Annotated in this window: 17 protein-coding genes; 4 read left to right on the forward strand and 13 right to left on the reverse strand. The window is 74.1% G+C overall.

Features of this window, described 5'->3' with window-relative positions:
- The first annotated feature begins 196 nt into the window (after positions 1–196).
- Complete coding sequence (argG, locus tag AC3AQ1_RS02505; protein ID WP_108717694.1) at positions 197–1,633, forward strand: argininosuccinate synthase; 1,437 nt, start codon at positions 197–199, stop codon at positions 1,631–1,633.
- Positions 1,634–1,635: 2 nt separating this feature from the next.
- Here the strand turns inward: argG and AC3AQ1_RS02510 are convergent, their stop codons facing one another.
- From AC3AQ1_RS02510 to AC3AQ1_RS02540, 7 genes are all read right to left on the reverse strand, one after another.
- Positions 1,636–2,289: a VOC family protein gene (locus AC3AQ1_RS02510; protein ID WP_108717695.1), complete on the reverse strand. Its 654-nt coding sequence runs from the start codon at positions 2,287–2,289 to the stop codon at positions 1,636–1,638.
- Positions 2,290–2,369: 80 nt separating this feature from the next.
- A complete protein-coding gene (locus AC3AQ1_RS02515; RefSeq protein ID WP_108717696.1) occupies positions 2,370–3,722 on the reverse strand; it encodes an amidohydrolase in 1,353 nt (450 codons plus the stop codon).
- Between the two features lie 100 nt (positions 3,723–3,822).
- Entirely contained in the window at positions 3,823–4,506 is a 684-nt protein-coding gene (locus tag AC3AQ1_RS02520; RefSeq protein WP_108717697.1) for a TRIC cation channel family protein, read from the reverse strand.
- 100 nt (positions 4,507–4,606) lie between these two features.
- Positions 4,607–7,609, reverse strand: a complete 3,003-nt coding sequence (locus tag AC3AQ1_RS02525; RefSeq protein WP_108717698.1) for a leucine--tRNA ligase — start codon at positions 7,607–7,609, stop codon at positions 4,607–4,609.
- Between the two features lie 227 nt (positions 7,610–7,836).
- Complete coding sequence (locus AC3AQ1_RS02530) at positions 7,837–8,394, reverse strand: CE1759 family FMN reductase (RefSeq protein ID WP_108717699.1); 558 nt, start codon at positions 8,392–8,394, stop codon at positions 7,837–7,839.
- Positions 8,391–8,924 (reverse strand): MarR family winged helix-turn-helix transcriptional regulator, encoded by a 534-nt coding sequence (locus AC3AQ1_RS02535; protein ID WP_234417698.1) that lies wholly within the window; start codon positions 8,922–8,924, stop codon positions 8,391–8,393. Before AC3AQ1_RS02535 ends, AC3AQ1_RS02530 begins: the two co-directional genes overlap by 4 nt.
- Positions 8,925–8,969: 45 nt before the next feature.
- Positions 8,970–10,160, reverse strand: coding sequence for an LLM class flavin-dependent oxidoreductase (locus AC3AQ1_RS02540; protein ID WP_108719923.1), 1,191 nt, complete (start codon positions 10,158–10,160; stop codon positions 8,970–8,972).
- 206 nt (positions 10,161–10,366) lie between these two features.
- Between AC3AQ1_RS02540 and AC3AQ1_RS02545 the strand changes: the two genes are divergently transcribed.
- Complete coding sequence (locus tag AC3AQ1_RS02545; protein WP_108717700.1) at positions 10,367–10,804, forward strand: Dps family protein; 438 nt, start codon at positions 10,367–10,369, stop codon at positions 10,802–10,804.
- A gap of 152 nt (positions 10,805–10,956) precedes the next feature.
- Here AC3AQ1_RS02545 and AC3AQ1_RS02550 read toward each other — a convergent pair whose 3' ends face one another.
- The gene (locus AC3AQ1_RS02550; RefSeq protein ID WP_159096348.1) at positions 10,957–12,780 is read right to left on the reverse strand and encodes a metallophosphoesterase family protein; all 1,824 of its coding nucleotides are present in this window, start codon (positions 12,778–12,780) and stop codon (positions 10,957–10,959) included.
- A 259-nt stretch (positions 12,781–13,039) separates the two neighbouring features.
- On the opposite strand from AC3AQ1_RS02550, the gene AC3AQ1_RS02555 reads away from it, so the two are divergent.
- A complete protein-coding gene (locus AC3AQ1_RS02555; RefSeq protein WP_108717702.1) occupies positions 13,040–14,635 on the forward strand; it encodes a hemolysin family protein in 1,596 nt (531 codons plus the stop codon).
- Positions 14,632–15,684 carry a hemolysin family protein gene (locus AC3AQ1_RS02560; protein ID WP_108717703.1) on the forward strand — a complete coding sequence of 351 codons (1,053 nt, stop codon included), beginning with the start codon at positions 14,632–14,634 and terminating at the stop codon, positions 15,682–15,684. Before AC3AQ1_RS02555 ends, AC3AQ1_RS02560 begins: the two co-directional genes overlap by 4 nt.
- An 85-nt stretch (positions 15,685–15,769) precedes the next feature.
- Here the strand turns inward: AC3AQ1_RS02560 and AC3AQ1_RS02565 are convergent, their stop codons facing one another.
- From AC3AQ1_RS02565 to AC3AQ1_RS02585, 5 genes are all read right to left on the reverse strand, one after another.
- Complete coding sequence (locus tag AC3AQ1_RS02565; RefSeq protein ID WP_108717704.1) at positions 15,770–16,693, reverse strand: DUF4097 family beta strand repeat-containing protein; 924 nt, start codon at positions 16,691–16,693, stop codon at positions 15,770–15,772.
- Positions 16,694–16,756: 63 nt separating this feature from the next.
- On the reverse strand, positions 16,757–17,404 hold the full coding sequence (locus AC3AQ1_RS02570) for a toxin-antitoxin system HicB family antitoxin (protein WP_199916510.1): 648 nt from the start codon (positions 17,402–17,404) through the stop codon (positions 16,757–16,759).
- 88 nt (positions 17,405–17,492) lie between these two features.
- Positions 17,493–19,124, reverse strand: coding sequence for a hypothetical protein (locus AC3AQ1_RS02575; protein ID WP_108717705.1), 1,632 nt, complete (start codon positions 19,122–19,124; stop codon positions 17,493–17,495).
- Between the two features lie 3 nt (positions 19,125–19,127).
- Positions 19,128–19,901: an HAD-IIB family hydrolase gene (locus tag AC3AQ1_RS02580; RefSeq protein WP_108717706.1), complete on the reverse strand. Its 774-nt coding sequence runs from the start codon at positions 19,899–19,901 to the stop codon at positions 19,128–19,130.
- Positions 19,898–20,455, reverse strand: a complete 558-nt coding sequence (locus AC3AQ1_RS02585; RefSeq protein ID WP_108717707.1) for an XRE family transcriptional regulator — start codon at positions 20,453–20,455, stop codon at positions 19,898–19,900. Before AC3AQ1_RS02585 ends, AC3AQ1_RS02580 begins: the two co-directional genes overlap by 4 nt.
- Positions 20,456–20,462 lie beyond the last annotated feature (7 nt).

A 20,462-nucleotide genomic window follows, 5' to 3' on the forward strand; every position in this document is an offset into this window, starting at 1 on the left:
GCCCACCGCCGCGAGCCCCGCGCAGGTGAGCCCCGCCGTCGACGGCGAGCCAGCCCCGGGCGACCCGCGCACCGCCGCGAGTCGCGCCGTCGGCGCCGGACCCCGGCGGGGCGACCCCGCACCCGGGCAACGCGCCACCCGAACCCGAGCCACGCCGTCGTGCATGACTATACGGACTGATGTATAGTTCCGCTCTATGGCCAAGGTTCTCACGACCCTCCCCACGGGCGAGCGGGTCGGTATCGCGTTCTCGGGCGGGCTCGACACCTCGGTGGCGGTGGCCTGGATGCGCGAGAAGGGCGCGATCCCCTGCACGTACACGGCGGACATCGGGCAGTACGACGAGCCCGACATCTCCGGCGTCCCCGCCCGCGCCCTGGAGTACGGCGCCGAGATCTCCCGCGCGGTGGACTGCCGCGCACAGCTCGTCGAGGAGGGCCTGGGCGCGATCGCGTGCGGCGCGTTCCACATCCGCTCCGGCGGCAAGGCCTACTTCAACACCACGCCGATCGGCCGCGCGGTCACCGGAACGCTGCTGGTCCGCGCGATGCACGAGGACGGCGTCTCGATCTGGGGCGACGGCTCGACGTTCAAGGGCAACGACATCGAGCGGTTCTACCGCTACGGCCTGCTCGCCAACCCCGAGCTGCGGATCTACAAGCCGTGGCTGGACGCCGACTTCGTCAGCGAGCTCGGCGGCCGCGCCGAGATGAGCCAGTGGCTCACCGAGCGCGACCTGCCCTACCGCGACTCCAAGGAGAAGGCCTACTCCACGGACGCGAACATCTGGGGCGCCACGCACGAGGCGAAGACGCTCGAGCACCTCGACGTCTCCCTCGAGACGGTCGACCCGATCATGGGCGTGAAGTTCTGGGACCCGAGCGTGGCGATCGAGACCGAGGACGTGACGATCGCCTTCGAGCTCGGTCGGCCCGTCGCCATCAACGGCGTGCGCTACGACGCCTCCGCGGTCGACCTCGTGCTCGAGGCGAACGCGATCGGCGGCCGGCACGGGCTCGGCATGTCCGACCAGATCGAGAACCGCATCATCGAGGCCAAGTCCCGCGGCATCTACGAGGCGCCCGGCATGGCGCTGCTGTGGATCGCGTACGAGCGCCTGCTCAACGCCATCCACAATGAGGACACGATCGCCAACTACCACAACGAGGGACGTCGCCTCGGCCGGCTCCTCTACGAGGGCCGCTGGCTCGACCCGCAGTCGCTCATGCTGCGCGAGTCCATTCAGCGCTGGATCGCCTCGCTCGTGACCGGGCAGGTCACGCTGCGGCTGCGGCGCGGGGACGACTTCACGATCCTCGACACCCGCGGCGACAACTTCTCCTACCACCCGGACAAGCTCTCGATGGAGCGGACCGAGAACGCCGCGTTCGGCCCGACCGACCGCATCGGGCAGCTCACGATGCGCAACCTCGACATCGCGGACTCGCGCGCCAAGCTCGAGCTCTACGCGGGTCAGCCGCTGGACCAGGGGCAGCTCCTCGTCGAGCACGGCACGCTGCTCGGCACGCTGCCGGCCGGCGGCGCCCAGCCGATCGCGGCCAACCCCCGCGTCCTGGACGAGGCGGACGAGTCCGCGCTCGACTCCGCCTCGTTCGACTTCGGCGCCGACTGACCTCAGCGCAGCTCGACGGGCCCGTCCGGCCCCTGCACCACGAGCACGAGGGCGACGGCGTCGCCCGGCTCGGGCACGATGTCGACCCCGAGCGCGCGGTACTTCTCCGCCAGCGCCTCCGCGTCGGGGTGCTCGACCCGCAGCTCGAGGAGCTCGAGCGTCGGCAGGTCCGACAGCCCCGGCTGCGGCGTGCTGCCCCAGTCGATGAGGAACGGGACCGCCGGGTCGGGGTCGCGGCCCTCGCCACGGGTGAGCCGCCACTCCAGCAGCGTCCCGTCCGGCGTGCGGCGCGACAGCGGCGACACCGGGCCGACCCGCACGCCGGCCGCCTCGGCCGCGCTCGCCGTCGCGTCGATGTCGTCCGGGTGCACCGCGAACGTGGCGACGCCGGGCGCCGTCCGGCCCGAGATCCCGAACGTCTCGACGTCCTCGGCGCGCGCGCCGGTCTCCGGGTTCGGACCGATCACCTCGAGGTAGTGCGGCACGCGTTCTCCGTGGACCGTGAACGCGACGAGGTGGTTCGCGGTCCCGGTCGGGTGCGCGCCGCCGGGCGCCGCGCGCACGCCGGTGAGCGCCTCGACGTGCGCCACCGCCTCGGCGAGGTCGGGTCCGGCGAGCACGACGTGGTCGAGCGTGGACGGGAACGGTGCGGGCATCAGGGCCTCCAGCGGGATGGACGACGGCGCAGCGCGCCTCGGGTGGTCGGGTGCAGGTCGGGGGTGGCTGGGCGGGGACGTCAGGCGGACACGGGCGGCGTCGGGAGGTCGGGCCACGGCGCGCCGGGGAACAGCGCGTCGACCCGCACCGGGTCGCCGGCCTCGCGGAACTCCGCCCACGCGGCCTCGCGCAGGGCCGGGTCGTCCAGCACGCTCGCGGCCGTGAGGGCGAGCGCGATCGCGGAGTCGACGATCGCGCGGCGGCCGTCCGGCGTGAGGGTGGAATCGGCGCGCTCGCGCGAGTGCCCGGGGATGCCGGGGTCACCGATCGCGACGGTGGGCTGGATGGTCGGGAGCAGGTGACTCACGTTGCCGACGTCGCTGGACCCGACCGCCTCGGCCTCGCGCTGCACCGAGAGCACCTCGCGGCGCGGCGCCGAGTGAGCCGCGAAGACCTCGGCCAGCGTCGCGTTGATCCGCTGCGGCAGGTAGACCGGCTCGCCGTCCCACACCACGTCGACCTCCACGCCGGCCGCGAGCGCGGCGCCCCGGAAGGCCGCCTCGACCCGCTCGGACAGCGCCACCAGGCCCTCGACGGTCCGCGAGCGCAGGAAGAACTCGAGCACGGCCCGCTCGGGCACGATGTTCGGCCGCGTCCCGGCCTCGAGGAACACCCCGTGCACGCGGTCGGTGGGCAGGATGTGCTGCCGCAGCTGCGCGACGGACTGGTAGGCGGTCACGGCGGCGTCGAGCGCGTTCCGGCCCAGGTGCGGGTTCGCGGCCGCGTGCGCGGTGCGGCCCTGGAACGTCGCCACGACCTGGCGCTTCGCCGCCGACGGCCCGGCGGCGACGTCGGCGCCGCCCGGGTGCACCATGACGGACGCGTCGAACCCGTCCAGGGCGCCGGCGCGGATGAGCAGCTCCTTGCCGCCGCCGCCCTCCTCGGCGGGCGTGCCGAGCAGCGTGACGCCGCCGGGCACCACGCCCGCCTGCACCAGCGGGGCGATCGAGAGGAAGGCCCCGAGCGAGGAGGCCGCGATCACGTTGTGGCCGCAGCCGTGCCCGACACCGGGCAGCGCGTCGTACTCCGCGGTGATGACCACCTGCGGTCCCTCGGTGCTGCCCGCCCGCGCGCGGAACGCCGTCGGCAGGCCGCCGGTCCCGACCTCGAGCGCGACGCCGTGCCGCGCCAGCAGCGCCTCGATCGCCGCCACCGAGCGGAACTCCACGAAGCCGACCTCGGGGTGGGCGTGCAGGTCGCGGGAGAACGTGTCGAGCTCGTCCGCGAGCGCCTCGGCACGCGCGACGACGGCGGCGCGGAGCCCGTCGGGCGCGGCGCTCTCGTCGGTCGCGGTGTGGGTCGCAGTGGGCGTCGGGGTGTCGGTCGCCTCAGGGCTCGTCCCGGTGGCGTCCGCCGTCGTGGTGCTCGTCATACCCGCGACGCTACGCACGCCCGTGCCCCGGACTGGCGACCGCTCGGCTCGTCTCACATCACGGGACCGCGCTGGTCAGCGTCCGAGCCGCCCGGAAGCGCTAGCCGTCCTCGCCCCCGCCCCTGGACCGCAGCCCGCGCCGGCGCGCCAGGCGCCCCCAGAGGTCCCCCGCCTCGACGGTCTGCCAGCCGAAGAGCAGGGACGCGTAGCGCGCGAGGACGATGACGGCGAAGGCGAGCAGGTCGCGCAGCAGGTCGGGCGTCCCGAGCTCGCGCAGCAGCAGGAACAGCGCGGCTCCGAGGGCTGCCGCGGCCGCGTTCCACTCCCCGCGGCGCAGCACCTGGACCGGCAGCCCGGAGATCATGTCCCGCATCACCCCGCCGCCGATCCCCGCGACGACGCCGATGAGCAGCGCCCCGGTGAACGGCGCACCGTTGAGCACCGCCTTCTCCACCCCGACAACCACGAACAGCCCGAGCGCGAGCGCGTCGAACAGCCCGAACAGCCGCACGAACCGGGTCACCACGCGCAGCAGCACGACGGCGCCGAGGCCCGCGCCGAGCGCGGCGAGGACGTACGCCTGGTTGGTCACGGCGACCGGGCGCAGGCCGAGCATGACGTCGCGCACGACGCCGCCGCCCAGTCCCATCACGACGGCGACGAACAGCACCCCGACGAGGTCGAACCGCTGGCGCACCGCGCCCGCCGCGCCGGCCAGTGCGCCGACCGCGATCGCGACGACCTCGATCCACAGCGGGACCTGGAGCAGCGGGAAGGTGTCCACGGCGGATCGGCGGCGTCAGCGAACGGTCAACGAGGCAGGGCGAGCGAGGTCAAGGAGGCGAGGTCAACGAGGCGTGGTCGGCGCAGCCGGGCGGCACCGCTCAGGGCACCACGTTGACGAGCCGCGGCGCACGCACGATCACCGTGCGGGGGGTGGCCCCCGCCAGGACGCGCTGCACCCCGGGCGTCGCCAGCGCGGCCGCCTCGAGCTCGGCGTCGGAGATCGACGGTGCGACCTCCAGCCGGTCGCGGACCTTGCCCGCGACCTGCACCACGCACGTCACCGTCTCCTCCACCAGCAGCGCCGGGTCGGCGACCGGGAAGGCCTCGTGCGCGAGCGAGCTCTCGTGCCCCAGCCGCGACCACAGCTCCTCGGCGATGTGCGGCGCGACGGGCGCCACCATGAGCACCAGCGCCTCGGCCGCCGCGCGCGGCACCTGCGGCAGCGACGTCAGGTGGTTGTTCAGCGTGATGAGCTTCGCGATCGCCGTGTTGGGCCGCATCGCGGCGTACTCGGTGGTGACGTCCGCGATCGTGCGCGCGACCAGGCGCGCGGTGGCGACGTCGGGTGCGTCGTCGACCACCGTGACCAGGCCGGAGTCCTCCGACACCACGTTGCGCCACAGCCGCTGCAGGAACCGCTGCGCGCCGACCACGGCGCGGGTCTCCCACGCGCGGGACTGGTCGAGCGGACCCATCGACATCTCGTACACCCGGAAGGTGTCCGCGCCGTAGGCGGCGTACATGTCGTCGGGCGTCACCATGTTCTTGAGCGACTTGCCCATCTTCCCGTACTCGCGGGTGACGGGCTCGCCGCGCCAGGTGAAGGTCGGCCCCTCGTGCGCATCAGCCCCGGCTGCCCCCGCAGCGACCTCCTCGACCTCGTCGGCCGGCACGTACACGCCGCGCGCGTCGGTGTAGGCGTACGCCTGGACGTACCCCTGGTTGAACAGCTTGTGGAACGGCTCGCGGCTGCTCACGTGGCCCAGGTCGAACAGCACCTTGTGCCAGAACCTGGAGTACAGCAGGTGCAGCACCGCGTGCTCCACGCCGCCGACGTACAGGTCCACGCCTCCGGTCTCACCGCGCGCGCCGCCCGGCTGCGGCCCCATCCAGTACCGCTCGAGCGCCGGGTCGACAGGCGCGTCGGCGTCGAACGGGTCCAGGTAGCGCAGGTAGTACCAGCACGAGCCGGCCCAGTTGGGCATCGTGTTGGTGTCGCGGCGGTAGGTCTGCAGGCCCTCGCCCAGGTCGAGCTCGACGTTCACCCAGTCCGTCGCGCGCGACAGCGGCGACTCCGGGGAGGACGCCGCGTCGTCGACGTCGAACGTGCGCGGGGAGAAGTCGGCCACCTCGGGCAGCGCCACGGGCAGCATGTCCTCGGGGATCGGGACGACCCGCCCGTCGGCGTCGTACACGACCGGGAACGGCTCGCCCCAGTACCGCTGGCGGCTGAACAGCCAGTCGCGCAGGCGGTAGGTCGTGGTGCCGGCGCCCTGTCCGGTGCGCTCCAGCCACGTCACGATCGCGTGCTTCGCCTCGGCGACGGCCAGCCCGTTCAGGCTCACCTCGTCGTTCGCGGACGCGACGGCCACGCCGTCGCCCGTCCACGCGGACTCCTGCACGCCCGACGGCGAGCCCGAGACCACCTCGCGGATCGGCAGCCCGTAGGCGGTCGCGAAGGCGTGGTCGCGCTCGTCGTGCGCGGGCACGGCCATGATCGCGCCCGTGCCGTAGCCCATGAGCACGTAGTCGGCCACGAAGATCGGCAGCCGCTCGCCGTTGACGGGGTTGACCGCGTACCCGCCGGTGAACACGCCGGTCTTCGCACCGGCGTCGGCCTGGCGCTCCTGGAGCGTCTTCGCGGACGCCGCGGCGACGTAGGCACGGACCGCGGCCGCGGGCGTGTCGGCCCCCGAGGCGGCTGCGCCGCGCCACGACGCCGGCACGTCCGCGCCCCACGGCTCCTCGCCTGCCAGCAGCTCCTCGACCAGCGGGTGCTCGGGAGCCACCACCATGTAGGTCGCGCCGAACAGCGTGTCCGGGCGCGTGGTGAACACGGTCAGGTCACGCTCGCCCGCGGCAGTCGCGACGGCGAAGTGCACGTGCGCGCCCTCGGACCGCCCGATCCAGTTGCGCTGCATGGCCTTGACCTTCTCCGGCCAGTCCAGCGGGTCCAGGTCGGCGACCAGGCGGTCGGCGTAGGACGTGATGCGCATGACCCACTGGCGCAGGTTCCGCTTGAACACCGGGAAGTTGCCGCGCTCGGAGCGGCCGTCGGCGGTGACCTCCTCGTTCGCCAGCACCGTGCCAAGCCCCGGGCACCAGTTCACCGGCACGTCGGCGACGAACGCCAGCCGGTGGTCGGCCAGGACGTCCTCGCGCTCGCGCGGGGTCAGGTCGGCCCAGGTCCGGCCCTCGAACTCGGCCGGGAGCGCGACCTCGCCGGCCGCCAGGCGGCCGACCAGCTCGCTCACGGGGCGCGCGGCGCCGCGGGAGCCGTCCGGCGCGGTCGCGTCCGGGTCGAACCACGAGGAGAAGATCTGCAGGAAGATCCACTGCGTCCAGCGCACGAACTCCGGGTCCGTGGTGGCGAAGCTGCGGCGCGGGTCGTGCGCCAGGCCCAGGCGGCGCAGCTGGCGCCGCATGACGGCGATGTTCTGGTCGGTGGTGATCGCCGGGTGCTGCCCCGTCTGCACGGCGTACTGCTCGGCGGGCAGCCCGAACGCGTCGTAGCCCAGCGCGTGCAGCACGTTCTTGCCGCGCATCCGCTCGAACCGTCCGGTCACGTCCGTGGCGATGTACCCCAGCGGGTGCCCGACGTGCAGCCCCTTGCCGGAGGGGTAGGGGAACATGTCCATGACGTAGAAGGACTCCCCCGGCACGGCGGCCGCAGCGGCCGCCGCGGCGCCGTCGGCAGCACCGTCGTCGACACCGTCACCACGGCTCGAGAGGTCCCCGACGGGGTTCGGCGCCTCGAAGGTGCCCGCCTGCTCCCAGCGGTCCTGCCACGCGAGCTCGATCGCGTTCGCCAGCGCGGGGGTGTAGCGGAACGGTGGCGCCTCGGTGGCGGGGCCGGAGTGCTCGGACGTCGTGGTGGTCATCGCGCTTTCCTTCGGTGGGCTGCTGGTCGCCGGGCGGGGCGCCTCGGGCAACAAAAAGACCTCCGCGGTGGTCGCAGGAGGTCGGCCGCGCTGACGGACACGGATGTCCGGCTGAGGTCAGCGCGGCTGGGTAAGCAGCTCCAGGTGGGTCACGGGGTCAGCCTACCCACGCCACCGCCATCCGGCTAACCCTCAGGTGCGTCACCCAGACACGTCCCCCAGGCATGTCACCGCCCGTGCCCGACGGCGTCCGCCAGCTCGCGCGCGGACCTCGCCACGCGCTCGGCGAGCGCGGGCACCGGGCGCACGCCCAGCACGAGGTCCTCGGGCGTGGCGACGATCGTCGTGGGCAGCGTGAGGGCACCGAGGTAGGACAGCAGCGGCCGCATGGCGTGCTCGGTGACGAGCGTGTGCCGCACGGTGCCGGTCGTGGCGGCCAGCACCGTCGGGGTCATCCGCAGCGAGCCCGGCTCGAGCAGGTCGAGCACCGTCTTGAACACCCCGGCGTAGCTGCCGCGGAACACGGGCGAGGCGACGACGAGCCCGTCGGCGTCCTCGATCGTGCGCAGTGCGGCGTCCAAAGCGTTCGAGCGCAGGCCACCCAGCACCTCGTCGGTGGCGTCCCGCGCGACGTCGCGGACCTCGACCACCTCGGTGGTCACCGTGAGCCCGCGCTCGGTGAGCTGCGCGGCGGCGGCGTCGAGGACCGCGGCGAGCACCGCCGTCGTGCTGGAGGGCGTGCCGACGCCGCCGGACAGGCCGACGAGGCGGACGGGAGCGGTCATGAGCGACCTCCGATCGGGCCGACCGCGTCGGCCTGCTGCCGGGCGCCCGCTCGAGCGGCGGGCGGGGTGTGCTGCGCGCGTCGCACGGTGGCGAGCAGCGCGGTGAGGGTCTCGAGCTGGGCAGCGTCGAGACCGGCGGCCATGGCCTGGTGGATCGAGCGCACGTGCCGCCGGCCCACCGCGGCCTGGACCTCGCGGCCCCGGGGCGTGAGCCGGACGAGCACGCCGCGCCCGTCCTGCGGCGCGGAGCACCGGCTCACGAGGCCGCGCCGCTCGAGCCGCTCCACGAGCCGGCTCATCGAGGGCTGCGGGAGGTAGGTGACCTCGGCGAGCCGACCGAGCCGGGCGCCCCCGTCACCGTCGCGGGACTCCGCCAGCGCTCGGAGCACGTCGTACTCGCGCACCGTGAGGTCGCCGAAGTCGCCGGTCTCCTCGAACCAGCGCATGAGCTCGGTCGATGTGCGCAGGAGCTCGCGCCACGCCGTCGTCGTCGCGCGCAGGCCGGGCTGACCCGTGCGGGCCGCGGTCATCGCGGGGCCCTCGCGGCCCGCTGCCGTCTCACTCACCTGTCCCGCTCACCGCTGCGAGGCGGGGACGAGGTCGTCGTCCGCGAGCCCCGGGGTGTCGTAGGCGTTCGGCTCGTCGGCGCCGCCGGCGGCGGCAGCGTCAGCACCGGGCCCGACGGCGAGCGCCGCGTCCCGGGCGCCCACGCGCGCGGCGTGCGTGGGTCCGCCGGGCACGTGGGCCGGCCGGGCGGCGTCGAGCTCGCGGCGCAGCACCGGGACGACCTCGCTGCCGAGCAGGTCGAGCTGCTCGAGCACGGTCTTGAGCGGCAGGCCCGCGTGGTCGACGAGGAACAGCTGGCGCTGGTAGTCCCCGAAGGTCTCGCGGAAGGTCAGCGTCTTGTCGATGACCTCCTGCGGCGAGCCCACCGTGAGCGGGGTGAGGTCGGTGAAGTCCTCGAGGCTCGGGCCGTGCCCGTAGACCGGTGCGTTGTCGAAGTAGGGCCGGAACTCCCGGACCGCGTCCTGGGAGTTCTTGCGCACGAACACCTGGCCACCGAGTCCGACGATCGCCTGGTCGGCGCTGCCGTGCCCGTAGTGCTCGTAGCGCTCGCGGTACAGGCCGATCAGGCGCGCGAAGTGCTCCTTGGGCCAGAAGATGTGGTTCGCGAAGAACCCGTCGCCGTAGTACGCGGCGAGCTCGGCGACCTGCGGCGTACGGATCGAGCCGTGCCAGACGAAGGGGGCCACGCCGTCGAGCGGGCGCGGTGTCGAGGTGAACGACTGCAGCGGGGTGCGGAACCGCCCCTCCCACGTCACGGTGTGCTCGTCCCAGAGCCGGCGCAGCAGCTGGTAGTTCTCGACCGTCAGCGGGAGCGCGTTGCGCCCGTCCTGGCCGAACCAGGGATAGACCGGCGCGGTGTTGCCGCGACCGAGCATGAGGTCCATCCGCCCGCCCGAGAGGTGCTGGAGCATCGCGTACTCCTCGGCGATGCGGACCGGGTCGTTGGTCGTGATGAGGGTCGTGGAGGTCGACAGGATGATCCGGGACGTGCGCCCGGCGAGGTAGCCGAGCATCGTGGTCGGCGAGCTCGGGACGAACGGGGAGTTGTGGTGCTCGCCGGTCGCGAACACGTCCATCCCGACGTCCTCGGCGTGTTGCGCGATGGTCATCATCGCCGTGAGCCGCTCGTGCTCGGTGGGAGTGTGGCCGGTGGTCGGGTCGGTCGTGACGTCGCCGACGCTGAAGATGCCGATCTGCACGCCTCCGGTCGGGGGGCCGGGGCGCGGCGCTGCCTGGTTCGTGACGCCGTTCACCGGGTTGTCCGCCGACTGGTTCGCTGCGTTGTTCGCCGCCTGAGCCATGGTGCCCTCACTCCAACTAGATTCATCTGCATGGACTAGTCGGAACAACCGGGCCATGCTCGGGGTTATTCCACGTGGTCCCAACCGCGACACAAGGAGGAACCGTGAGCACCCCCGAGATCGTCACCTCAAGCCTTCAGCAGGCCCTGGTCGACCTCATCGACCTCTCGCTCCAGGCCAAGCAGGCCCACTGGAACGTGTACGGCCCGCAGTTCCGCTCGGTGCACCTGCAGCTGGACGACGTCGTGGCCGACGTCCGCACGTGGTCCGACGACGTGGCCGAGCGCCTCGTGGCGATCGGCGGCACGCCGGACGGCCGCGCCGCGACAGTCGCCGCCGAGTCGGCGGTCGAGCAGTACGAGTCCGGTGCCGTGGCCTCCGACAAGGTCATCCAGCAGTTCGCCGAGCGCCTGTCCGCGACCGCCGAGCGGATCAAGGAGGAGCTGCCCGAGCTCGAGGTCGACCTGCCGTCGCAGGACCTCCTCATCGGGGTCGCGTTCGGGCTCGAGAAGCACGCCTGGATGTTCCGCGCCTCGCACTGAGCGCTCCAGCACCACCGGCAGCGGGCCGGCACGCCTCGGCGTGCCGGCCCGCTGCCGTGTCGTGGGGCCGGTGTGTTGTGGGGCTGCTGTGTCGTGGTGCCGATGTGTCGTGGCGCCGCCGCGTCCTCGGTGCGTCCTTTCGCGTGGCCGCGTCAGGGGCGCGGGTTGGCCGCGACGGACAGGTCGGCGTCCACCGACGTCGTCGGGGGCTCGGGGAACGGTTCCCACTCCCCCAGCGTGACGCTCTGGTCGGTGCCGAGGACGATCTCGCGCAGCGCGACCGGACGGTGGTTCGCGCGGTCGTACAGGAGCACCGACACGTAGCCCGGCGCCTCCAGCTGCCCGACCGGCACCGTGCCCTCCTTGGCGCCGCCGCTCGAGCCGTTGACGTAGAGCAGCCCGAGGCCCTGCTGGATCGGGCCGATCCGGCGGTGCAGGTGGCCGGACAGCTCGAGCACCACGCACCCGGACGGCATCACACGGTTGCCCACGTACGGGTCGTGGATCGCGAGGATGTCCACCCGCGTCGACGGGTCGTCCGGATCCACGCCCGGGCACGCCGCGTCGGTGAGCGCCTGCGCCGCGTCGGTCTTGGTGCGGAACTCGGTGTTCCCGAGCGTCACCGACGTCAGGCGCGGGTCGCGGTCGCCGACGATGCGCAGCCCCTCGACCTCCACCACGCCGCCGTCGAGCACGGTCCAGCCGCGCACGGCCTCCTGGCGACCGGTCTCGGCCGAGTCGTGGTTCCCGTCGGCGACCACCACCGGGAAGCCCTTGAGCGCGTCGGCCATCTGGTTCACGCAGATCGACTCCACGCTCGAGCCGCCGAGCGTGGTGTCGCCGAGGTTGAGCACGACGTCGGCCTCCGCCTGGCGGCCGATCTCGCCGAACACGCGGGTCGCGCCGGTGTTGCAGTGGTTGTCCGAGACGATCATCGCGGTGACGATGTCCGGCTCGGCCGGGGTCGGCGACGCGCTCGGCGTCGGGGTGGAGCCGTCGGTCGCGTCGTCTGTCGCCTGCGCATTCGACTGCTCGCCGTCGCCCGCCTGCGCGTCCGACTGCCCGCCGTCGCCCGCCTGCGCATCCGACGGCCCGCCGTCGCCCGCCTGCGCGTCCGTCTGCTCGTCGTCGCCCGGCTCGACGGCGACGGGCCCGGGCAGCACGTCGGGCGCGAGCGGCTCGGGGTCGGCCGCGTAGGCCGCGGCGGCGTTCGCGACCATGACGTCGTAGTACGCCTCGTTGGCCCGTACGGCATCGAGCGCCATCTCGCCGTAGGTGTCGACGAGGCCGCCGAGCCGCCCCGTGACGCGCGCACCCGCCAGCGGACCGCCGAGGTCGGCGAGCACCTCGGACGGCCGACCCGCCGGCTCGGGCGCCGTCACGGCCCCGACGACAGGCACGGCCACGACGGCGAGCACGCTCACCACGACCAGGGTCGCCACGGCGGGCTGGGAGAGCTTCCGCCGCACCTCGTCGCGCAGCAGACCACCGGCGGCCAGGCGCCCCGCCGCGAGCAGGACCACCGCGATCGACCAGGCGAGGAACGTGCGCCGCGCGACGTCGGCACCGAGCGCGAGCAGGGACGTGCGCACCGAGGACGCCGGGTCGGAGAAGAACTGGGCGTAGGCGGCGACGTCGCCGCCGAGGGACGCGAGCGGGTCGTCGATCTCGGTGAGCGTCGCCGGGATCTCCCCCACGTCGACGTGCACGCCGAGCGGCCAGGGCGCCGGGGAGTCGAGGATCACCGAGCCGAGCGGGCCGAGGTCGATCACCACCTGGTGGTCGACGGTGGTCGACAGCCGGGCCTCGTGCGGGCCCACCGCACCGTCCGCGCTCGCCGTGAGCAGCCCGAACAGGAACGCGCACACGCCTGCGGCCAGCACCGCGAGCGTCTGTCGCGTCGCGCGGCGCGTCGCGGGGCGCAGGCCGTGCCACCAGCGGGCGACGGGGTTGCGGACGGGGTCTGGTGCGGTCATCGCGACCATTGTCACGCGCGCTCGTGGCACGTGCCGCCCCGTCCCTTATCCTGGAGCCTCGCCCCGGCCTCCGCGGGCACCTCGACCTAACTCGGACGGAGACGATGCGCGCCTCCAGCGCCGGCGACCATAGCGCCGCCACCTGCCTGACCCCCACCCCGCTCGGTGACGACGACCCGGAGGGCGACAGTCCCACCCGGCCGTTCCTCCCCCTCCGGCCACCCGGCCGCGCTTCCCGCCTGAGCGGTGGTGAGCCCCGATGACCCAGGTCCTGCTCCTGCTGCTCGCGATGGCGCTCGTCGCCGCGTGCGGTGCGTTCGTCGCCGCCGAGTTCTCGTTCATCACCGTGGGCCGCGCCCAGGTGGAGTCGCAGGCCCAGCGCGGGGACCGCCGCGCGGTGGGTGTGCTCGCCGCGCTGCGCACCCTCTCGACGCAGCTCTCGGGTGCCCAGGTCGGCATCACCGTCACGAACCTCGCGATCGGTTTCCTCGCCGAGCCCGCGATCGCCGAGCTCATCCGCCCCGTGCTGCTGGACTGGGGCGTGAGCGAGTCGGCGGTGTCCACCTGGGCCGTGGCGATCGGCCTCGTCGCCGCGACCGTGATCACGATGGTCTTCGGCGAGCTCGTGCCCAAGAACCTCGCGATCGCCCGTCCGATGGGCACGGCCAAGGCCGTGGCGGGCTTCCAGCGCGGCTTCACGCGCGCCGTCGCCTGGCCGATCCGCCTGTTCAACGGCACCGCGAACCGGCTCCTGCGCGCGGTCGGCATCGAGCCCCAGGAGGAGCTCGCGTCGGCCCGCAGCGCCGAGGAGCTGTCCGCCCTCGTCAAGCACTCCGCCAAGGAGGGCACGCTCGCGCTGGAGACGGCCGAGCTCGTCGAGCGCAGCCTCGCGTTCGGCGACCGGCGCGCGCGCGACGCCATGACGCCGCGCTCACGGATGATCGCGCTCGACTCGACCGACACCGTCGCCGAGCTCATCGACCGCGCGTGCTCCTCGGGCCACTCCCGCTTTCCCGTCATCGACATCACCGAGGACGAGGAGGGTCACTCCGAGGCCGAGGTGCGCGGCATCGCGCACATCCGCGCCGCCCTCGCCGTCCCCTACGACGAGCGCGCGACGACCCTCATCGGCCCGTTCGTGCGGCCCGCCATCATCTGCCCGGACTCCATCCCGCTCGACGAGCTCATGGACGACCTGCGGGCCGGCGGCCTGCAGATGGCCGTCCTCATCGACGAGTTCGACTCGATCGCCGGCCTCGTCACGCTCGAGGACCTCGTCGAGGAGATCGTCGGGGAGGTGCGCGACGAGCACGACGAGGACGAGCGCGCCCCCTCCTCCGACGGCGCGGGCGTGTGGACGTTGCCCGGCCTCATGCGCACCGACGAGGCCACCGAGATCCTCGACGTCGCCGTCCCCGAGGACGAGGCGTGGGAGACCCTCGGCGGGCTCGTCACGGCTCACCTCGAGCGCTTCCCCGACGTCGGCGACGTCGCCGAGGTGACGAGCGCGCACGTGCCCGGGGTCGACGACAGCCTGCTGCGGTTCGAGGTGCTCGAGCTCGACGGACGGCGGGTCGAGCTGCTCAAGGTCGAGGTCGTGCCGCTGCGCGCGGAGGGTGACGACGAGAAGGACGAGAACGAGGACGACGGCGACACGCGTGGCGCCGACGCGAGCGACGCGCACGACGCGCTCGACGGCGAGCCTCGCGACCCGCAGGACTCTCGCCTCGGCGACGCCACGGGTCCCGAGCTGGGCGACGTGCGGAGCCTGGTCGTGGGCGTCGAGCCCGGCGCCGACGCAGGCGGCTCCCGTGACGCGGGCCCGGCCGACTCGCGGACGGAGGAGGAGCGATGAGCGACGTCGCCGGCCTCGGCCTCACCGCCCTGCTGCTCGTGCTCAACGCGTTCTTCGTGGGCGCGGAGTTCGCGCTCATCTCGGCGCGGCGCACGAAGATCGAGCCGCGTGCCGCGGAGGGCAACCCCGTCGCGCGCATCACGCTCTACGCGATGGAGCACGTGTCGCTCATGATGGCCGGCGCGCAGCTCGGCATCACGATCTGCTCCCTCGCCCTCGGCTCGATCTCCGAGCCCGCGATCGCGCACCTCATCGAGGCGCCGATGCACGCGATCGGCGTGCCCGACGCCTGGCAGCACCCGATCGCGCTCGTCATCGCGCTCTCGCTGGTGACCTACCTGCACGTCGTGTTCGGCGAGATGGTGCCGAAGAACATCGCGCTCGCCGGCCCGGACCGGATGGCGATGGGCCTCGCGCCGTTCCTCGTCGTCATCGTCTGGCTGCTCTACCCCGTGCTCTGGCTGCTCAACGGCATCGCGAACATCACGCTGCGCATGCTGCGCGTGACCCCGAAGGACGAGGTGACCAGCGCGTTCACCCGCGACGAGGTCGCCGAGCTCGTCGAGGAGTCGCACGAGGGCGGGCTCATCGAGCTCAACGACGAGAAGCTGCTCCTCGGGGCGCTGCAGTTCACCGAGCGCGACATCTCCTCGGTGGTCCTGCCGCTGTCCCGCGTGCGGACACTACGGCCCGACGTCACCCCGGCCGGCGCCGAGGCGGCCTCGGTCCAGGGCTTTTCCCGGTTCCCGCTCGCGGATGCCGACGGGCGGCTCGTCGGCTACCTCCACATCAAGGACATCATCGGCGTGAGCGAGCAGGAGCGCTGGGTGCCGATCGACCCGGCGCTCGTGCGTCCGCTGCCGCGGGTCTCCGCGTCGGACAGCCTGCGCGCGGTGATGCAGTCGATGCAGCGCACGAGCAGCCACCTCGCCGCGGTGCACGAGGGCGACGGCGACCGCCCGATCGGCGTGGTGACGTTGGAGGACGTGCTCGAGGAGCTCGTGGGCGAGATCCGCGACGACTCCCGCCGGATGGCCGGCCGCGGCTGAGCCGACCCGGCGGGTCGGCTCAGCCCGCGGCCGCTTGCACTCCGCGCAGGGGACGGCCCGGACGCTCTGACTGGTCGGGCGCAGGTCAGCTCACGCGGCGCAGCGTCACGCTGCCGCTGCCCGCGCGCACGTGCACCTCGAGCGTGCGCTCGAACCCCTCGGCGCCCGGCACGCTCTCCAGCTCGCTGCGCACCCGGCCGGAGCGTGACTCGGCGTCCACGAGCACCGCGGTGCCGTACGGCACGCCGATCGTCGACGAGCCCGAGCCGCTCACGCCCTCGACCCGCCCCGAGGTCGCCTTCGCGACCGCGAACGAGCCCGAGCCGGTCGTGGCAGCGACCCGCCCGGTCAGCTCTCCGATCCGCACGGCGCCGGATCCCGCGCGCAGCTCGAGGTCGCCCGAGACCTCGTCGATCGAGACGGCGCCCGACCCCGACACGAGCCTGCTCTCCCCGGCGATCGCGCCGACCCGCAGGCTGCCGCTGCCGGACTTGGCCACGAGGCGCCCGGTCCGGCCCACCTCGACCGCTCCTGACCCGGACGTGAGCGAGAGGTCCTCGACGGCGTCGATGCGCACGCGCCCCGAACCCGACCGCACCACGGCGGAGGCGGCCGACTCGAGCGTGAGCACGCCCGAACCGGACCGTGCGTCCACGTCGAGCAGGCGACCGCGCAGGTCGACGCCGCCGGAGCCCGACACCACGCGCGCGTCGCTGCCGGCCGGCACGTGCACGTCGAGGCGTACCGAGCCGCCGAGGCCGAACAGCGTGACCTGGGCGGGAACCTCGACCACGAGCCCGTGCTCGTCGAGGTGCACGACGACGGAGTCGGCGAGCTGCTGTGCGCGCGGTCCCGTCGCCGTCACGGCGACGCGAGCCTGCGCGAGGTCCTCGACCGCGGTGACGGTCGCGGCGGCGTGGCGCAGGTCGAGCCGGGCGGCGTAGGGCAGTGCGGCCGGCCCCTCCTCGACGCGGTGGAGGTTCGAGCCGGTGGGGGTGTCGGTGGTCATGGTGATCTCCTCGTTCTGGGGTTGGACGCGATTCGGGGCGGTGGCGGTGGTGCGAGCCGGCGGTCAGCCGACCCAGCCGGTGAGGCGGTGACCGCGACGCGACGGCGGCCCCTGCTGCCCGGCCGGGCCGGCCTGCCACCCCGCGCGCAGGCGGAGCTCGGCGGCCTGGACGAACCAGGTGTTGGTGGACTGGCCGGCCGCGGCGGCCGCGGCATCGACCCGCGCCTTGAGCGCGTCGGGGATGCGGAGCGTGAACCGCGTGGCCCCGCCGTCACCGCCCCCGCCGTCACCGCCCCCGCCGTCGCCGCCCGCCGCATCGCCGGAACCGTCGACCGGGGAGTCCACGGGCCCCCCGGCCGACCCGGCGGGCCACGCGGAAGGCGTGCCGTAGGGCGAGGTGTCGAGCACCGCGGTGGGGTCGAGCGCGTCCGTCGGCTCCAACGCCGCCGTCGGCCCGAACGCCTCGGTGCGGAGCCGGGCGACGAGCACGGGCTCGCCCTCCTGCAGGCGCACCTCGACGTCGGCCACCGCTCCGAGCTGGTCGTCGAGCGTGCGGGCGGCGTCCTCGAGGACGCCCTGGAGAGCGAGGCGGACGGCGGGCTCGACGGCGAGCGAGAGCCGTATCGCGGCCTCCTCCACCGGGCCACCGGTCGAGGCGCCGAGGACGGTGAGCTGGTCGCGCACGGTGCGCACGTGGTCGTCGAAGGTCATGACACCATGGTGACACACCATGACACCAAATGTCACCCCTTCGGTGTCACCTACCCGAATGCGGTGTCACGGTGACACCGTCGGCCTGCTACGACCCCGACGTCACCACCACCGGCGCCGGGTTCAGCGCCTGCAGCTCCCCGAGCGAGACGGCGTTCGCGCCCTGCCACCAGCCCCACCACGCGGGTCCCGGCACCACGGCGCCCTCCCACACCTGTCCGGCCGACACCGCCGCCGGCGCACCCGGCACGTCGGAGGCAGGCGTGACCGCTTCACCGTCGACCTGGACCACAAGGTTCACCTCGGGCCGCGACGTCACCATCGCCGAGGCGTCCACGGGCGAGCGCACGACGACGAGCTTCGGCGGGAGCGCGGCGTCGCGCGTGAGGTCCGCGAGCCAGTCCACGACCCCCGCCACCTCGGCGTCGCCGAAGGTGCCGCCGTGCGACTCGGGGGTCTCGGACTCCGCCAGCCGCCAGCGCGGCTCGAGCACGAGCCCGACGTTGGGCGAGCCGAGCACGTCCGCGTACGCCTGCACCTGATCCAGGAACGACTCCCGACCCGGCTGGAACGCGAGGAGCACCATCACCCCGCGCTCCTGCGCGACGGCCACGACGTCGCGGATCGCGGCGAGCTCCGCACGCGCGCTGTAAGTGCCCGAGCGCCCTCGGGAGGAGGTGACGACCGTGGTGATCACCTCCGCCGTCGGCACGCCCTCGCCGTCGGCGATCTGCCCCGCCGTCGAGGCGAGCGCGTCCCAGTCGGGGAACCCGGAACCGGCCGTGCCGCGCACCCCCACGTAGACCGAGCCCGGCAGGAGGAGCTGGCCGCCGCCGGGCAGCTGCGTGCCGGTGGCCGCCACCGCGACCTCGTAGGAGAGCGCCTCGAGCGTGCCCACGTCGCCGACGCCGACGGCGCGGGTCGGCTGCAGCCCGTAGATCCGCGCGCTCGCGGCGCTGTCGGCGAGGACGGGCTCGTCGGTCACCACGACGGCGGAGCCCGCGGCACGCGCGGTGCCGAGCGCGGCGACCTGGTGCGCTCCGCCGTCGGAGACCGTCACCGTGTCGGCGAGGCGCGCCGTCGCGAGCACGGGCGGCAGCCCCGGCAGGTCCGCGAGCGCGGGCGCACTGGCGTCCGGGCTCGGCGTCTGCGTCGACTCGGTGGTGAGCAGCCAGTCGAACGGGGCCTGCGCATCGGCGATGGCCTCCACCGCGTCCTCGGGCTGGATCACCTCCTCGCCCGCGAGATCGTGGCCGAGCACCACCTGGAGCGCGCTCAGCTCGCGCGGCGCCTGCACCGCGCGCAGCAGCGGGCGGTCCTCGCCGAGCTCGGGCACCTCGGCGCCGTCGACCACGAGCACCGTGTGCGTGCCGAGCCGCGTGAGCTCTGTCGCCACGGCGTCGTCGGCGCCGTCGCCCATGACCAGGGCCGGCACGCCGAGCAGCATCGCGATCGACGCGGCGCGCACCTGGGACGCCTCGTCGGCGGGCGTGAGGACGACGATCCCGGCCGTGGTGAAGAACTCCTGGCTGGCGGAGACGGCGAGGGTGCCGGCCGTGTCGCCGGACAGGATGACGTCGGGCAGGTCGCCGGCGACCAGCGCGCCCGGGCTTGCGCTCGCGGCGGGGTCGGCGGGCAGCTCGGCGAAGCCGGAGCACGCGGTGAGCGCGCCGACGGCGAGCGCCAGCGCGGCAGTCGCCAGCCGGAGACGCCGGTGCACGGCCTAGCCCTGGGCGTCCAGCAGCGGCAGAAGCTCGTCGCGCAGGTAGGCGACGGTGTCCTCCCAGCCGTCGACGGCGTGGCAGCGCACGCCGAGGTCGAGGACCGGCCGGTCGTTGCCCCCCTCGTCGAGGCGGTCGCCCACGAAGAACATCTCCGCCAGCGGCACGCCCGCGAGGTCGACGAGGGCGCGCATGCCGTACGCCTTGTCGATTCCCTTGCGCGTGATGTCCACGGACGTGGAGCCGCCGGAGCGCACCTCGAGGTCGGGCAGCAGCACGGCCACCGCGTCCCGCAGCGCGCCCTTGCGCGCACCGGTCGGGTCCCAGGCCGCCTTCGCGTCGACGGGCGCGGCCTGGCCGAGCGCCGAGAAGGTGATCTGGGAGCCGCGGTCCTCCAGGACCGGCCCCCACGTCTGGGTCTCCCACAGGCCCAGCGCGCGGGCCTGCTCCTCGAGCGCGGCGAGCGCGGCGTCGCGCTCGGCTTCGGTGAGCGTCTCGGCGTAGACCTGCGCGAACTCGGTGCCGTCCCAGCGGTAGTACTGCGTCCCGCACGTGGGCATGAGGTGGAGGCGGGCCGCGAGCTCGGGCGTGAGCTCGAGCCGGTCCAGCACCTGGTGGCGGAACTGCGCGTACTGCCCGCCCGAGATCACGCAGACGGGCACGCGCGCGAGCAGCCGGCGCAGCAGGTCGGCCACGGGGTCCGGGAGGGGGGACTTCGAGGGGGCCAGGGTGTCGTCGAGGTCGAAGGCCACCAGCCGGATCGGAGCGTCTGTCACCGCCCCAGGGTACGGGCTGGCTCGGACTCGGGCGTCGTGATCGTGAGGACGCCGCTCGCGCCGGCAGGCCCGCCGGCGTAGGTGTGCTCGACGTCGCTCGCCCAGGCGTGACAGTGCCCGACGGCGAGCGTCCGTTCCGCGTCGGCGGCGCCGACCCGCGCCTCGCCCGCCGTGACGAGCAGGTGCTCCACGACCCCCGGGCCGTGCGGCGGCGACGCCCGGTGCGCGCCGGGCGCGAGCTGGAGGGCGTAGACCTCACGCACCACCGCGCCCTCGCGGCGGGCCTCGAGCAGCGTCACGGCGACGCCGTCGCTGTCGGCGCCGGCGCCGGCATCGGCGAGCAGCGCCGCGAGCGGGACGCCGAGCGGGCCGGCGATGGAGTACAGCGTGGCGAGCGTCGGGTTGCGGGTGCCGTTCTCGAGCTCCGAGAGCGACCCCTTGCCCACCCCGGACGCCTCGGCCAGCGCCGAGAGGCTCAGGCCCCGGGCGGCGCGCAGCGCGCGCACGCGCTCGCCCACCCGTCCCGCCAGCGCTTCCGCGGTGGTGTCCGTCATGGGGTCG

Source organism: Miniimonas sp. S16 (genome assembly GCF_057748195.1).

Excerpts from the sequence above, each read along its gene's own strand:
- argG (WP_108717694.1), top strand. The coding sequence starts at position 197 with ATGGCCAAGGTTCTCACGACCCTCCCCACGGGCGAGCGGGTCGGTATC.
- AC3AQ1_RS02510 (WP_108717695.1), bottom strand. The coding sequence starts at position 2,289 with ATGCCCGCACCGTTCCCGTCCACGCTCGACCACGTCGTGCTCGCCGGA.
- AC3AQ1_RS02515 (WP_108717696.1), bottom strand. The coding sequence starts at position 3,722 with ATGACGAGCACCACGACGGCGGACGCCACCGGGACGAGCCCTGAGGCG.
- AC3AQ1_RS02525 (WP_108717698.1), bottom strand. The coding sequence starts at position 7,609 with ATGACCACCACGACGTCCGAGCACTCCGGCCCCGCCACCGAGGCGCCA.
- AC3AQ1_RS02530 (WP_108717699.1), bottom strand. The coding sequence starts at position 8,394 with ATGACCGCTCCCGTCCGCCTCGTCGGCCTGTCCGGCGGCGTCGGCACG.
- AC3AQ1_RS02535 (WP_234417698.1), bottom strand. The coding sequence starts at position 8,924 with ATGACCGCGGCCCGCACGGGTCAGCCCGGCCTGCGCGCGACGACGACG.
- AC3AQ1_RS02550 (WP_159096348.1), bottom strand. The coding sequence starts at position 12,780 with ATGACCGCACCAGACCCCGTCCGCAACCCCGTCGCCCGCTGGTGGCAC.
- AC3AQ1_RS02555 (WP_108717702.1), top strand. The coding sequence starts at position 13,040 with ATGACCCAGGTCCTGCTCCTGCTGCTCGCGATGGCGCTCGTCGCCGCG.
- AC3AQ1_RS02560 (WP_108717703.1), top strand. The coding sequence starts at position 14,632 with ATGAGCGACGTCGCCGGCCTCGGCCTCACCGCCCTGCTGCTCGTGCTC.
- AC3AQ1_RS02565 (WP_108717704.1), bottom strand. The coding sequence starts at position 16,693 with ATGACCACCGACACCCCCACCGGCTCGAACCTCCACCGCGTCGAGGAG.
- AC3AQ1_RS02570 (WP_199916510.1), bottom strand. The coding sequence starts at position 17,404 with ATGACCTTCGACGACCACGTGCGCACCGTGCGCGACCAGCTCACCGTC.
- AC3AQ1_RS02585 (WP_108717707.1), bottom strand. The coding sequence starts at position 20,455 with ATGACGGACACCACCGCGGAAGCGCTGGCGGGACGGGTGGGCGAGCGC.